General features: G+C 56.8%; 15 protein-coding genes. 7 read left to right on the top strand and 8 right to left on the bottom strand.

Annotation, left to right across the window (positions count from 1 at the left end; translation table 11 throughout):
• Positions 1–49 precede the first annotated feature (49 nt).
• On the top strand, positions 50–814 hold the full coding sequence (locus tag AC3B6F_RS08120) for an SDR family oxidoreductase (protein ID WP_489823943.1): 765 nt from the start codon (positions 50–52) through the stop codon (positions 812–814).
• Positions 815–882: 68 nt separating this feature from the next.
• Here AC3B6F_RS08120 and AC3B6F_RS08115 read toward each other — a convergent pair whose 3' ends face one another.
• Positions 883–1365: a YjjA family protein gene (locus AC3B6F_RS08115; protein ID WP_023943831.1), complete on the bottom strand. Its 483-nt coding sequence runs from the start codon at positions 1363–1365 to the stop codon at positions 883–885.
• Between the two features lie 75 nt (positions 1366–1440).
• Between AC3B6F_RS08115 and AC3B6F_RS08110 the strand changes: the two genes are divergently transcribed.
• The 4 genes from AC3B6F_RS08110 (at position 1441) to AC3B6F_RS08095 (ending at position 5831) form a co-directional block, all read left to right on the top strand.
• Positions 1441–1566 carry a hypothetical protein gene (locus AC3B6F_RS08110; RefSeq protein ID WP_489823942.1) on the top strand — a complete coding sequence of 42 codons (126 nt, stop codon included), beginning with the start codon at positions 1441–1443 and terminating at the stop codon, positions 1564–1566.
• Positions 1567–1598: 32 nt separating this feature from the next.
• Positions 1599–3710 (top strand): S9 family peptidase, encoded by a 2112-nt coding sequence (locus tag AC3B6F_RS08105; protein ID WP_489823941.1) that lies wholly within the window; start codon positions 1599–1601, stop codon positions 3708–3710.
• 106 nt (positions 3711–3816) lie between these two features.
• Positions 3817–4788, top strand: a complete 972-nt coding sequence (locus AC3B6F_RS08100; RefSeq protein ID WP_489823940.1) for an ELM1/GtrOC1 family putative glycosyltransferase — start codon at positions 3817–3819, stop codon at positions 4786–4788.
• Positions 4789–4832: 44 nt separating this feature from the next.
• Complete coding sequence (locus tag AC3B6F_RS08095) at positions 4833–5831, top strand: glycosyltransferase (protein WP_489823939.1); 999 nt, start codon at positions 4833–4835, stop codon at positions 5829–5831.
• On the opposite strand, the gene AC3B6F_RS08090 is transcribed toward AC3B6F_RS08095, so the two are convergent.
• The 6 genes from AC3B6F_RS08090 to AC3B6F_RS08065 form a co-directional block, all read right to left on the bottom strand.
• Positions 5770–7122 (bottom strand): lipopolysaccharide biosynthesis protein, encoded by a 1353-nt coding sequence (locus tag AC3B6F_RS08090; RefSeq protein WP_426067623.1) that lies wholly within the window; start codon positions 7120–7122, stop codon positions 5770–5772. The two genes, AC3B6F_RS08095 and AC3B6F_RS08090, sit on opposite strands and share 62 nt — an antisense overlap.
• Before the next feature lie 117 nt (positions 7123–7239).
• A complete protein-coding gene (locus tag AC3B6F_RS08085) occupies positions 7240–8427 on the bottom strand; it encodes a lipase family protein (RefSeq protein ID WP_489823938.1) in 1188 nt (395 codons plus the stop codon).
• Positions 8428–8556: 129 nt separating this feature from the next.
• Entirely contained in the window at positions 8557–9507 is a 951-nt protein-coding gene (locus tag AC3B6F_RS08080) for an efflux RND transporter periplasmic adaptor subunit (protein WP_489823937.1), read from the bottom strand.
• Positions 9508–9523: 16 nt separating this feature from the next.
• The gene (locus AC3B6F_RS08075; RefSeq protein ID WP_010504136.1) at positions 9524–9724 is read right to left on the bottom strand and encodes a DUF1656 domain-containing protein; all 201 of its coding nucleotides are present in this window, start codon (positions 9722–9724) and stop codon (positions 9524–9526) included.
• Positions 9718–11727 (bottom strand): FUSC family protein, encoded by a 2010-nt coding sequence (locus AC3B6F_RS08070; protein WP_489823936.1) that lies wholly within the window; start codon positions 11725–11727, stop codon positions 9718–9720. The genes AC3B6F_RS08075 and AC3B6F_RS08070 overlap by 7 nt, the downstream gene beginning before the upstream one ends.
• 167 nt (positions 11728–11894) lie before the next feature.
• The gene (locus AC3B6F_RS08065) at positions 11895–12308 is read right to left on the bottom strand and encodes a hypothetical protein (RefSeq protein WP_034880666.1); all 414 of its coding nucleotides are present in this window, start codon (positions 12306–12308) and stop codon (positions 11895–11897) included.
• Between the two features lie 217 nt (positions 12309–12525).
• Here AC3B6F_RS08065 and ykgO point away from each other — a divergent pair, with 217 nt between their 5' ends.
• Together ykgO and AC3B6F_RS08055 are read left to right on the top strand one after the other, a co-directional pair.
• Positions 12526–12651, top strand: coding sequence for a type B 50S ribosomal protein L36 (ykgO, locus tag AC3B6F_RS08060; RefSeq protein ID WP_007281615.1), 126 nt, complete (start codon positions 12526–12528; stop codon positions 12649–12651).
• A gap of 17 nt (positions 12652–12668) precedes the next feature.
• Positions 12669–13340: a tetratricopeptide repeat protein gene (locus AC3B6F_RS08055; RefSeq protein WP_489823935.1), complete on the top strand. Its 672-nt coding sequence runs from the start codon at positions 12669–12671 to the stop codon at positions 13338–13340.
• Positions 13341–13386: 46 nt separating this feature from the next.
• Here the strand turns inward: AC3B6F_RS08055 and AC3B6F_RS08050 are convergent, their stop codons facing one another.
• Entirely contained in the window at positions 13387–13656 is a 270-nt protein-coding gene (locus tag AC3B6F_RS08050) for a hypothetical protein (protein ID WP_489823934.1), read from the bottom strand.
• Positions 13657–13706: the final 50 nt, after the last annotated feature.

Below are 13706 nucleotides of genomic sequence, written 5' to 3'. Positions count from 1 at the left end.
ACGATAGCCCGCTAGATAAAGTGTTCCAATTCATGAAGGAGCAACTCCGATGAAACAGACTGGAAATACAATCCTGGTAACCGGTGGCGGCTCGGGCATAGGACAATCCCTGGCACAGAGGCTGCATGACGCGGGCAATACAGTCATCGTCGCCGGACGGCGGAAGGATGCTTTGGAAAGCGCTATTGCAGGCCGTCCCAACATGCACGCGCTGACACTGGATATTGAGAGTGCTGACGGCATCGCCGATTTTTCGGATCGCCTTCTGAAAGCCTATCCAGACCTGAATGTCGTTATCAACAACGCCGGGATCATGCGGTTTGAAGATCTCACCAAAACCCACGATCTGACAGACGCTGAAGACACGATCACGACGAACCTTCTCGGCCCAATCCGTCTCATCAACGCCCTGACCGATCATCTGGTGAAGCAGCAGGACGCTGTCATCATCAATGTGACGTCCGGGCTGGCGTTCGTCCCGCTCACCACCACGCCAACCTATAACGCCACGAAAGCCGCAATCCATTCCTATACGATCGCTCTTCGCCAAGTCCTGAAAGGGAAAGTCGAAGTCATTGAACTGGCCCCGCCTGCGGTCCAGACGGGACTCACGCCAGGACAGGAGACACGTCCGGGCTATCAGCCTCTCGATGACTTTTCCGACGAGGTCATGGCACTGCTTTCCCATCAGCCAACACCACCGGAAATCCTTGTGGAACGTGTCCGCTTCCTGCGATTTGCCGAAGCCAACGGGCAGTTTGACGACACGCTGGTCAAGCTGAACGCCTTCGCTGCAAAGGCGCGCAACGGCTGACACCAGAAACAAAAAAAAGCCCCGGAGGATAACCCCCGGGGCTTTTTCAGGACGAAAACTCAGAAGTCTCAGTTGTTGAGGCTCTGGGCCTTTTTGAAGAGATCACGGCAGACCAGAACCTGCTTGTCTTTGGGCAGTGTGGAAATGTCGAAAGGCGTGTTCGTGCTGGTCTGGAGAAGGCCGCGACCGCCCAGTGAGTAGTACTGGTCATTCTGCACATCCGGGCGCTTGGCCAGCGTACGGGACGCAGAACGCGGAGCCGTACCCAGAGACAGCTTCTTGTGGATACAATAGGACGTCAGACCTGCCACATTGCCAGCCTGTGCGCTGTCAATGGACGGCATGCCGTTTTCACCCAGCGTGCCCGGCGTTGCTGCGGTTGCAACACCATTGATGCCACCCACAGCCTGAACATGGTTCGGCGTGATAACGGCCTGAGTTCCCGGCGGAACAATCGGCTGACCCGGCTGTGGCGCCGTCTGGGCAACAGCAGCACCAGAGAAAGCCAGACCAAGAGCAGCGAAAGCGGCAAAATACTTATTGGTATTCATGGAGGAAATCTTTCCATGTCTGATATGATTACATGACGGCTATTGAGACCCAACCTCCCGGAGACAAGCTCCGGTTTGAAAGATCATCCGCCGTTGCATGAAGAACACCTGAGAAGCCTTCCGGTTTCTTTTCCGATTATTTTTCCCGATACCACCCTCTCTGATCCAACTTTGAATATTGCCGCCATCCTGCCGGATTGAGTCATCCGCATTTCTGCGCCAAGGTTTCAGGCATGTCAGAAACGCAGCACCCCTTCCCCGTTCCGCCCGCTCCCAAAAAGGAGCCTTTCTCAACCACGCAGCTTGGCCGGACCCGCACCGATTCCTATGCCTGGATGAAAGATGAGAACTGGCAGCAGGTTCTGCGTGATCCATCCGTCCTGCGCCCGGATATTACCGAGCATCTCAAGGCCGAAAACGCCTACGCCGAGAGCGTGCTGGCCGGTATGGAGCCGCTCCGCAAAGAGCTTCTGCAGGAAATGATCGGGCGCATCCCACCGGCTGAAGAATCCGTACCTGTCCCGGATGGCCCATGGGCCTACTACAGCCGCTTTGAAGATGGCGCCCAGCATCCGCTTCGGGCCCGCCGCCCCCGCGAAGGTGGAACTGAGCAGGTTCTGCTCGATGTGGATGCCCGCGCCAAACAGTTCGATTACTACGCCCTCGGCGGAACAGCCCACTCCGCCAATCATCGCTACTTCGTGTATTCGGAAGACGTGCAGGGATCAGAAGTCTATCGCATCCAGGTCAAGGATCTGGAGAGCGGTGAGCTTTGCGCCGCACCGGTCGAAAGCACGACCGGCAGCTTCGCCATTTCTCCGGATAGCGCATGGCTGTTCTGGATTTTCCGGGACGACAACGGCCGCCCATCCCGGATCTACCGCCGTCCGCTGACGGGGGGCAAAGATGTTCTGGTCTTTGATGAAACCGACCCCGGCTTCTTCCTGAGCATCGGCACCAGCGCGTCCCGCAAGTGGATTGTCATCGAACGCGGCGACCATGACACGAACGAAACGCTGCTGATCCCAGCCTCTAACCCGACCGCCCTGCCAGTCGTGGCCGCTTCCCTGATCCGTGGCGAGCGTTATTCTTTCACCCACTGGAATGACCGTTTCATCATCCTCACCAATGCCGGCGGTGCTGTCGACTTCCAGCTCATGCAGACGCCTGACACGGCCACCGGACGAGAGAACTGGGCACCATTCGTGCCGTATCTGGAAGGGCACTATATTCTGGGTGCAACCGCATCCCGCAATTATCTGGCCTGGTCAGAGCGAAAGGACGGCAATGTTCATATCCGCGTGGTGAAAGCTGGCGTCAGCGGGGATGTTCGCAGTCAGGCTGTGACCATTGGCATGGATGAACCGGCTTACGATCTGACGCTTCAGGGCGTTCTCGAATATGAAGGCTCGGTTTTGCGGTACGTCTATCAGTCCCCGACAACACCGGCGCACTGGTATGACTACGATCTGGCCACCGGAGAACGCACACTCCAGAAGGTTCGTGACGTCCCCTCCGGGCATGATCCTGAAAAATACGAAACACGTCGCCTTTTCGCGACGGCACCTGACGGGGAGCAGGTTCCCCTGACGGTCCTGATGCGCAAGGGACAGGTTCTGGATGGGTCCGCGCCCCTGCTGCTTTACGGTTACGGCTCATACGGCATTGCCATGGACGCCAGCTTCTCCACGACGGTTTTCAGTCTTGTGGACCGTGGCTGGGTGTATGCCATCGCCCACATTCGTGGCGGCTCGGAAAAGGGCTGGAACTGGTTCCTGCAAGGGCGCGGCAAAACCAAGCCCAATACCTTCACGGACTTCATCGCGTCAGCGAACTATCTCGTGAAGGAAGGCTATGGCTCCGCAGGCCGCATCGTGGCCCATGGTGGCTCGGCAGGTGGTCTGCTGATGGGCGCTGTCGCCAATATGGCGCCGGATCTTTTTGCCGGGATCGCCGCGCAGGTGCCGTTCGTGGACATGCTCAACACCATGTCCGACACGTCCCTGCCCCTCACGCCACCAGAATGGCCGGAATGGGGAAACCCACTGGAAGACGAGGACGCCTACGACCTCATCGCCAGCTATTCGCCTTACGACAACATTCAGGCTCGGCCTTACCCGCCTATCCTCGCCATGGGTGGCCTCTCCGACCCACGCGTCACGTATTGGGAGCCTGCGAAATGGATTGCCAAGCTGCGTGAAGTCGCATCAGGCGGCCCCTTCCTGTGCCGCATCAATATGGATGCAGGCCATGGCGGATCATCCGGGCGCTTCAAGCGGCTGGAAGAAGTCGCGCTGGTGCAGGCTTTTGCAATCTGGGCCATGGACCGCGCATCTTCGAGATAAAAAATAACTTTCCTGCCATCCTTTGATGAAAGAAGGATGGCAGTGCCATGCACTGACGTACCCTTTTATGGCCAGAACTGATCAGATCTGGAATATGCTCTCTCCCATGAAACCGTCCATCCTCATCGTCGATACGCACCGTCAGGGCGAGATGCGACAATGTGAAGCTCTGGCTGTTGCAACGGGCCTTCCATACCGGTTCATCGAACCAGGAGAGCCTGCCCTTTCGGAACCCGCATTGATTTTCTCGTTCGGCAAGGCGCTTGAGCCTGCCCTGCGACTTCACGAAGAATTCGGTAAGCGGCCCGGCTTCATCCAGTTTGGCCGCCCCCGACATGTTGCACCACATCGGCTCGATCTGATTATTCTGATGCCGCAAGACGATTTCCCGTCTGGCGACAATATTTTTCAACTCGACATGCCGTTGAATGGCGCTGATACCGATATTGCTGCTGAAAGCTCCAGCCCGTCGCAGGGCCTGACATCCGTCCTTCTCGGTGGCCAGACCCGTCACTTTCTGTTTGATGAAAGCGATGTCGTCCCCCTCACCGAGGCTGCCGAACGCCTTGCTACGGCAAACGGTGACAGGATCCGCTTTGTGCCGGGCCCTCGCACTCCACAAGCCGTTCAACGACAACTCGAAGCACGGTATAAAAACACTCCCAATGTGCTCGACCATCGACCGCTCAAGACCGTCCTTGAAGACAGTACGCGTCTGATTGTGACAGCAGATAGCGCTTCTCTCGTTGCCGATGCCTGGAGAACCGGACATCCCACATGGCTTTATCCACTCCGTGCCAATTTTCCCCTCGTTCAGAGACTCAAACTCTCCGCCGACCGGTACATTCCAGCTCTTCGCCCTGCCCTCATCCGACGCGGCTGGCTGGCCGGAGGCACTGATTTCCTTCGCTGGTACCGGCGTCTGGCACAGGAAGGGCTTATCCGTCCCCTGACGCCACAAGGCCTGAAAGCACCGCACTGGTGCCCGAAGAAGGAAGTCGCAGACCCGGAAGTCCTTTATTGCCGGGACAGAGTGATGGACATCTGCCATCGTGTTCTCAATACAGGGCGTCTCTGATCTGCACGCCAGATCATCCCGTCACTTTACGATCTGGAAATCTGATGCCCGTTTCCTCTTCCGACATGTCTGTCTGCGTCGTTACAGTCACATATGGGCAACGGGCACATTTGCTGGATCAGGTTCTGACAGCCAGCTTCGCCTGTGGCGTCGTAAGAGCTGTTGTCGTTGACAATGGATCCCCTGCAGACAATCAGGCAGCCCTCACCGCTCTACAGGATAAATTTGGAACCGATCGTCTCCACCTTGTGCGGCTGGAGGAAAACACCGGGTCCGCTGGTGGCTTTCACGCCGCCCTCGCCCATGCCCGCACCCTCCATGACATCCGTTTTCTCTGGATACTGGACGACGATACGGTGCCACGACCTTCCACGCTGGAAGGTCTTGAAAACACTTGGCGGGCCTTTGGCAGTACCGACAACACAACCCTGATGTGCTTCCGCGAAGACCGGCGCGTTTACCAGAAAGCCCTGGCACGGAAAACACTCCACGGGATTGAGCCGGATGCGTTCTTTGACTTCAACCTGGCCCATCTCTGGAACGGTGGGAAACGCAAGGCCCGGATGGAGCACGGCTGTCTTGAGCTTGAATCCGCTGCATATGGCGGATTGTGGCTCGCACGATCATGGCTGGATCGCATCGCTTTACCGCCAGCTCATTTCCATCTTTATTTCGATGATTACGCCTTTTCCCTGCAGATCCCGGAACGGGGCGGCCAGATCTGGCTCTGTCCGGACAGCCCCCTGCGGGACATTGAAACATCCTGGCAGGCGGATCGAAAGACAGCCCATCCCTGGTTAACGCTGGCAACCGAAGACCGCCGCGTTTTCTGCACCATCCGCAACAGACTCTGGATCGAGCGCCCCCGTATTCGCCGTCCGTGGCTGCATACGGTGAACATGGTTCTCTATTTTCTCATCAAGGTGCTGGGAACGAGCCTGCGTTACATGCTCGCAAACATCCAGAAGACGCCCTGTTTCCTCAGACGCTTTCACCTGATCTGGCGGGCTCTTCGGCAGGGGCGCAACCGCCCTTTGACCTGACCTCTCCAGAAAAATTCCGCATCCCTGCAAAGCAAGACAGCAGGATGGCAGCATTACAGGCGAGCGTGCTGAGGCAGGCACCAGCCAGACCATAGCGCACGGTCAGCATATACAGCGCGGGGAAATAGATCGCCGTGATCACGGTGCGATTACGCATCAGGAAACGAACCTGCCCCACCACAATCAGCAGAGGCTCCAGCGGAATCGTCAGGAGACTACAGATCGCGGCTCCCAGCATGATGACAATATAAATCGTCGTGCCGCTCACATGCGTGTGGAGCATCATGTAAAAGACCCGTGAACCAATCCCGAAGGCTAGCGCCATCAGGATGACCGATATCCCTGCAAGAATTCCGAAAACACGTCTGGAAACCTTTTTCAGTCCTATCCAGTCCTTGCGGTCTCTCATCTTCACCAGTTCAGGATAAAGCACCGGAGAAAGGAGTTGGGCCGGTGTGACAATACCGTCTGCAATTTGCCGACACACCCGGAAAACTGCGGCATCGGCTGATCCCAAACCACTCCCGACCAGAAGGGTGGCGACATGTCCTGAAATATTGCTGAGCGTCTGGTTAATGCTGGTTGAGCGCGTGAACTGCCACATGCCTGGCAGAGACCATCCCCAGCCACGAAACGAACGGAAATATCGGAATCCATATCTGGTACGGAGAACGGACAGGGCAAAGTAGATGTACAGACCGTAGTCCAGTATGATGGTGACAGCCCAGACACACAAAAAATAGGCCAGCTTGAAACCGAGGAAAAAGCCCAGAAGAACACCGAGAGTCCGCACGACTGCCGTGCAGGTATCACTCACCGGGACAAGATGAAACTTCCCGGCCATCCGCAGCACGCCGTTGCACCAGCCCGTATACATGAAAGGTGCCACGCAGACGTACAGATCCGCCATCAGCCGGTCATGCAGGCTCCAGTGAGCCGTGAAGGCATAAATCTGCGTCGCGACCAGGCTGAAGACCACAGCACATCCTGCCGAAATGAAATCCAGCCGGACACAGAAGGACGTCACCCGACGCAAAAGATCGGCCTGTCCGTCCGAGAAAGCCTGACTGCCATAACGGATAAGCGTCTGCCAGGACTGCATACGCGACAGCATGGAGCCGGTTGTCGCCAGAGAATGGATGAGGATCAGGAGGCCAAAATCGGCAAGCCCCAAAGCGCGTACGGCAAAGGCCGTATAGACAAAGCTACACAGCGCGTTGACGATCCGGCCAACCGTCAGAAAGCTGACATTGCGAAAAATGGAGCCGAAAGCAGATTTATGGCCGGACATGAGGGCTTTCTGACCACAAACCCTAGGAGGTGTCCATGCCTGACCTTCCTCATCATGCGAGCAAAGTCAGACCAGCGCAGGTCCGCCGTGTCGAACAGACCTGCGCTGAATAGTCCTTTACTGCGACAGAGCACCGCAGGTTGAGGGTACCGCATCTCCGGCCATGACCGCCTTTGTAAACGCGGCAGAATCCGGCAGAGACGCATTCACCGTCTGCGAATGATCCAGTCCCTTGTACAGATGCGCCTGGACCACGGTTCCAGCCGCACAGGCTGCCTTGACCAGCCCCAGCTGCAATGGCGTCGGGACGTCCTGATCCGCGCCTCCCGTACCGACAAAAAGTGGCTGTGCCAGTTTCAGCGTTGGATACATCATACCCTTCATGGCCGGAGACATGGCTTTGGCATAGGTTGGCTGAAGTGCATTTGCCAGCGTCAGGCCATCTTTCTCTGCCAGATCAGACAGACCCGTCAGACATGACGTTTCTGCCGCCTTGAAGGCTGGCATGGCCTTGGCTGTAAACGCCTCTTCCGGGCGGAAATGAGGGTTCAGGCCCGCGTAAGATGATCCAATCAGAAGCGTATAGGCCACAAGAGGGCTGTAGCCCGTTGCCTTACCCGCCTGCGCCAGCATAGCCGAGAGAATTTCCGGGGTCAGATAGGGAATACCCGTTGCAACCGTACCACGAATGTTGAGGTCTGGCGCATAGGCAGGAGCGAAAGCTGCGGAAGCGAAAGCAGCCCCACCACCCTGAGACTGACCAACGATCATGATTTTGTTCTGAAGGCCCGGAACAGATTTCAGTGCGGCGCGGACGGAATCCAGAACACTGTAAGCCTCGGCCCGCGTGTTCAGATACGGATGAACACCCGGCGTTCCCAAACCCTGATAGTCTGTCGCGACAATGGCGAAGCCGCGCTTCATCCATTCCGAAAGATATTGTGTATTGCGGGCACTGTACGGGTTCAGGGAGGGGGCACAGCTATCGTCGTTGCCCACGGTCCCATGCGCCCAGGCGACAATTGGCCAGCCACCGGCAGGAGCTTCCCCCGCAGGAACAATCACCTCAGCCGTCACGGGCACGAGCCCTTTCCCCGTCACACCATCCGTCGAAAGATAGGTGATCCGCAGGGATTTCCCCGCATCCGGAAGACTCAATGCGTCCGCCAGAGGGCCTGAACTGACAAGTGCTCCGGCTTTGCGGGCTTTATCCGTCGCAGCGGCTTCAGCCGTTGAGAAGGCAGCGACAAGGCACAGACCACTCAGCGCGAAGCCCAGTGTCCGGCAAGAAAGGGATGCGTGCACAATTCTTCCTTCTCAGTTTGTAAAATCAGGGCAAGCTACCTGCCGCCCCGTTTTCAGATATCCGATTTTCTGTCCGGTATGTTAACGGCTAAAACAGAAGATGGATTGTGAAAATCACAAGACAATCCGTTACTTATGACCAAAAAGATGTCGAATATCGTCCCCGAAATGCTGGAACGCATCCTGTGTGGAGCGATGGCGACGGTTTCCCGATTCAGACACAACCGTGACCGTCGCCGTCATGCCCGCAGCAAGTGTCAGATCATCCGGCAGTTTGTCGATTTTCACGCGTACCGGAATACGTTGCGCCAGCCGCACCCAGGTATAAACAGGATCGACCGTCGGCAGGCCCTGCTCGTTCACAAGCGCATTGTTGCTGGCAATACCCCGCGTGATGCTCTCGATATGCCCGTAGAGAGGGTCATGGTAGCCCATCAGATCCATGCGGACGAGATCACCCTCATCCAGATCATGAACCTTGGTTTCCTCGAAATACCCGTCAATCCAGTAGGAACTGGTATCAATGACGTGCATGTTCACTGTGCCCGCCGTCGCAAAATCACCCGGACGCATGATCAGGTTCGTGACGATCCCGTCCAGAGAACTCCGGACCTTCGTACGGTCCAGATTGATTTCGGCCTGCCGCAGTTCCGCCTGTGCTGAAGCGTATTGCGCTGCTGCCTGCTGGGCGAGCGCAACGTACTGCTTTTTCTCTTCCTTGGAGACAGCCACGCCCGGAATGGCCTTGCGCCACTCGGACTGGACCTCCTTGAACTCCATATCCGCCTTGCGTTCCGCAACCTTTGCCTTGGCAGCATCCACAGCCACCTGAAAGTCGAACGGGTCAATTTCGTACAGAACATCCCCCCGATGGACGGGCTGATTGTCATGAACGTTCACATGCAAAATCTGCCCGGAAACGCGCGGCGCAATATTGGCGACCTGCACACGCACCTGTCCGTTCCGGGTCCAGGGAGAGGCCGTGTAGTAGTCCCACAGGATAACCACCACGACAGCAGCCACCACAAGGATGGAGATGGTAATGGTCAGGCGGACCAGACGATGGGCACTGGAGAGCACTGGAAACGGCCTTGTATCAGAGGATCAGGGTGTAAAGCCCGAGAAGGCAGATAAGGATGCCGAACTGGGCCAATGGCGGATCCCAGACGAAACGCCAGAGATCGAACCAGCCCATGAGCCAGCGGAGAATGGCCAGCGTCAGAAGTGACAGGGCCAGATTGACGACAAACGCGGAGACGAGCAGACCCCCAAGGTCTACGACCTGTGTCATCACCATCGTTTGCGTCCTATTCCATAATGATGAACAGCCGTCCGGTTCCGCAAAAGCATGACCCGTACGGCTTCAAGTCCACCAACACAGTTGATGATCAGGATTTCCTCACTGGGCGCCCCAAGACGAAGACGATCAAGAAATTCCTGCGTCATATCCGCCAGCTCGCGCTCCAGAACGCCCAGACTGTCACGCGCCAGAGCCTTGCGGGCAGGACGGACAAGATGGCGCAGAGACGGCATACGTGCAGCCTGATCAAGATAAAGACGAACACGGGCGATCGTACTGGACAGATCCTCCAGCGCAACAAGACGTTCAAAAACATGCTCGGACGCTGTCCCTCCTTTAGGGAGACGCTTCGTCCAGAGCAGAAGCTGGCTCAGTCGATCATATTTCCGGCTCAGAAGGGCTGGCCCCATCGCCTCACCATGGCCGCCAAGCTGAGACTCCAAGTCGGAGGAAATGGCCACGGCAATCCGGAAACGGTGTCGCCGCGCCGTGGGTGGCCATAACAGAACCAGCAGAATGAAGGACAGGACAGCGGAGATGAAATAAAAGGTGTTGCGTTCGATGAAGGCTTCCGGGTCATAGCTATGATGGTTGCCCAGTCCTACGAACACAAGGAAGAACGCACCGTAGTGGAAGCCTATGGCTGAGGTCTTCGGGTTCATGAGCAGCAGACAGGCAATAACCGTCTGAGGCAGCAGAACAAACGCAAGCCCCTGCAATGTATAGACGTAGGGCAAGACCCAGAAGGACAGAAAAGCCGCAGCCACAATACCCAGCGGCGTCCCGATCATTGCACCTTTACCGAACTGCGCCGTATCCAGAGATGAGGACGCCAGAACAAGCACCAGTGCGCACTGGGACAGGGCTGTTGCCGAAGCAGGCAGACTTGTCCCGATACAGAAAGCGGCGACAAAACTGAAACCGATCAGCACCCGCATACTGTTGATGAAGGCTGTAATGTAATCCGTATTATTGGCCAGGGTTGCGAGCTTAAGAGCCTCTCCAGCCGGAGTGGCCTTCATAAGCGTGCTGATACCCGTACGAATATGGAGCCGGTTACTCAACAGCGTCGCCGCACGTTCCAGAAACCAGGCATCCCGAGCTGTCGGAAAATATTCAGGGTCTTCCTTCCGAATATTCGACAGGATCGTTCCCATCGTTTCCTGCCGGTTCGTGCCATCTTCAACACGCTCATGCCACTGACGGACATAGCGCACCATGATTTCCGTTACGTCTCCTTCCTTCAGAAGCGTGGAAATGGCACGGCTGCATGTCAGAACGGTCAACATGCCGATAATGCTGAGTTTGGCACCCGCCATACGCAAACGGCTGCGATCAAGCTCTGTCCGCGCATAGGAAATCTGGGTCATCAAAGACAGGATTTCGGAGGCAAGCGCCGTGGTGCCCTGCGCCGAAGGAGGGGGATCCCCCATAATCGCAGCATGACTCAGCCCACGGATTCTCTGCCCCAGATTCTGTAATCCCCGCGCGAGATTTCGCCAGGCCTGAGGCGAGCCGGACAACAGGTTGACGACCGCCACGGAAGCCACACCGATTGCCACGGTGGACGCTCGGGCCACGCTGACATGATAGATGTTCTGGGGACTATCAACGCTGGCGACAGCAACAAGCGCCACCATGTACCCAGCCAGCAGGGCGCCATAGGCCCGAAAATCCCGCTCCAGAGTGCCGACAAAGGCACATCCGGCCATCCACAGAGCAACACCACCAAGGAACAGTCCACGATCCTGACTGAACATGGAGATCAGCAGGATAGAGACACCAACTCCCAGCAACGTGCCTAAAAAGCGATAAAGTGCCTTGGAAAGAGCCTGCCCACGCAGCGGCTGGGCAAGAATCATAACGGTCACACCGGCACCCGCAGGCGTATCAACCTGAGCCCAGAAAGCTGTGGCCAATGCTACGACCAGCGCAATCCAGGTTCTAAGGCTGAACTGGATCCATCCCGGGCGGAAGACCGACTGGAGTACAGCGGTCAAGAAGGGCTATCCCTGCCAGGTAAACGGGTCATTCCGAAGCAGTCTTACAGTTGTTATCATCAACTCAGGCCGGAAACCCTACTCCTCCGGCACTATAATGGTTAGCCCCTGAATACACATGACATGATTTGACGGAATTTATCGCCGCATTGTGATGCTCAACTCTGTCAGTCGTCTTCATGTGGCAAAGCGTGGCAGGCTTTAGCAAGAGTGGGATTTCCATCAGCGGACTCGCGACACAGGGTCCGGGCATCCGTCCCGCAGATGGTCGTCACGTCTTCCATACTGGACGCCGTGACATCACGCGCCACCTCAACGTCCTGATTGTTCTCGTGTCCTTCTTCCTTGCTCAACTGATCCTGCGCCGCATGCATTTCCTTAAGCGCGTTGATGCAGGAATCGCTGGCAGAATCAGGATGAACCTGCAAAACCTTGAGGATCTGGTTAACTCCGATCCCCAAAGCATTGATCGACGGATCATCATCGTTGGTTTTGGCCCCTCCATCTTCGGCATGAGCCAGAACCGGAAAGGCGAGCGGGACGGCCAGAAGCAGGGTGGCCACAAAGCGACGCTTGATCATGGCCGCATGATTAGGGGAAAATAATCTCGGGACAAGCCTTCTGGCCCGGTAGTCACACACCGTTGCAGAACCCTTTGCCGTAGCTTTTCCGCGCTTCGGAACGCAGTTGTCCTTGACTCACTGACGGACCATCGGTAAGCGGGGCCATCCTTTTGCGGGCGTTCCGGCCCGCTATCCGGTCCATCATGGACCACACAGTCGAGAGCCTGGAAACATCATGAAGATCCGCAACAGCCTGAAGTCCGCAAAGGTCCGCGACAAGGACTGCCGCGTTGTCCGCCGTCGTGGACGCGTTTACATCATCAACAAGAAGAACCCGCGCATGAAGGCACGTCAGGGCTAATTGCCTTGATCCGCTGGATGACAATTGGACGGCGCTGGCTGATGGCTGGCGCCGTTCTGCTTTGTACTCCGGTCTTTTTTGCCTCCGCGACTCCCGCAGACTCTCCGGCGCCTGCCGCGTCAGCGCCCTCAGGTCAGACGCCTCCCCCCGTCAAAAACGATTCTGCCACATCCGATTCCGGCAAGGCACATCCGCACCACAAGACCGTTCAGGAACGGCTTGTTGAAACGGAAAAGGCTCTCGCTCTCGCTGGAAACGACAAGGATGCGCGCAAACTCGCCGATCAGGCGGAAACATTGCGGAACCGCAGCCTGACCGGAGCGGTGCGGATGCTTCTGACCGATTCGCAGGACGCTCTCGGCAAGCATGATTTCCAGTCCGCCGAAGATGATCTGACGTCCGCCATCACTCTCCAGCCCGATCAGCCCATTCTGCGCCGTTACCGAGCGGCCATACGATCAGCCGCTGGCGACAATAACGGAGCCATTGCCGATCTGGGTATCGCAATCCAGGCTGACCCAGGAGATGCCACAGCGTGGGGAATGCTGGCAGAGAGTGAGCGGGACAGGCATGAACCAGAGGCCGCCCTGCGCGCTTACAAACAGATGATGCAGCTTGATCCCCACGCCCCTGATGCAGACAAACAACTCAAGATTCTTCAGAAAGAGAAAGACGGGCAGGAAGACTGACGGACACAACCTCTTGTATTCGTCAGCGTTCAATCCCTGATTCACTCTATTCAGGAGGATTTTCATGAAGACCAAGACCGTTCCCGTTGAACAGACACCTGCCAAGCAAGGCTGTTGCAGCAAAGTCAAAGCCTGCTGCAAGCACGCAGGACGCGCCCGTGAAATTGGTTTGGCGGGCATGACTGCTATGGCCACCATCGGACCCAAGCGTTTTCGTCCCTATTTTCAACAGGCGCTTGCCGTCATTTCCGTAGTGGCTGCCACCATCCAGTTTTTCCGCAACCGGAAGGGCTAACCCAGGCAGGCCAGAAACCATTCAAGGTCTCTGGCCGCCTCTTTTTCAAGATTGTTTCGTCCAAAGGTCAC

It is taken from the genome of Gluconobacter sp. ESL1110 (assembly GCF_058107395.1).
This window is presented reverse-complemented; position numbering and strand designations above follow the sequence as displayed.

What these genes read in the sequence shown, in the direction of transcription:
- AC3B6F_RS08120 (WP_489823943.1), top strand. Translation starts at nt 50, where the DNA reads ATGAAACAGACTGGAAATACAATCCTGGTAACCGGTGGCGGCTCGGGC.
- AC3B6F_RS08115 (WP_023943831.1), bottom strand. Translation starts at nt 1,365, where the DNA reads ATGAATACCAATAAGTATTTTGCCGCTTTCGCTGCTCTTGGTCTGGCT.
- AC3B6F_RS08105 (WP_489823941.1), top strand. Translation starts at nt 1,599, where the DNA reads ATGTCAGAAACGCAGCACCCCTTCCCCGTTCCGCCCGCTCCCAAAAAG.
- AC3B6F_RS08100 (WP_489823940.1), top strand. Translation starts at nt 3,817, where the DNA reads ATGAAACCGTCCATCCTCATCGTCGATACGCACCGTCAGGGCGAGATG.
- AC3B6F_RS08095 (WP_489823939.1), top strand. Translation starts at nt 4,833, where the DNA reads ATGCCCGTTTCCTCTTCCGACATGTCTGTCTGCGTCGTTACAGTCACA.
- AC3B6F_RS08090 (WP_426067623.1), bottom strand. Translation starts at nt 7,122, where the DNA reads ATGTCCGGCCATAAATCTGCTTTCGGCTCCATTTTTCGCAATGTCAGC.
- AC3B6F_RS08075 (WP_010504136.1), bottom strand. Translation starts at nt 9,724, where the DNA reads ATGGTGATGACACAGGTCGTAGACCTTGGGGGTCTGCTCGTCTCCGCG.
- AC3B6F_RS08065 (WP_034880666.1), bottom strand. Translation starts at nt 12,308, where the DNA reads ATGATCAAGCGTCGCTTTGTGGCCACCCTGCTTCTGGCCGTCCCGCTC.
- ykgO (WP_007281615.1), top strand. Translation starts at nt 12,526, where the DNA reads ATGAAGATCCGCAACAGCCTGAAGTCCGCAAAGGTCCGCGACAAGGAC.
- AC3B6F_RS08055 (WP_489823935.1), top strand. Translation starts at nt 12,669, where the DNA reads ATGACAATTGGACGGCGCTGGCTGATGGCTGGCGCCGTTCTGCTTTGT.
- AC3B6F_RS08050 (WP_489823934.1), bottom strand. Translation starts at nt 13,656, where the DNA reads ATGGTTTCTGGCCTGCCTGGGTTAGCCCTTCCGGTTGCGGAAAAACTG.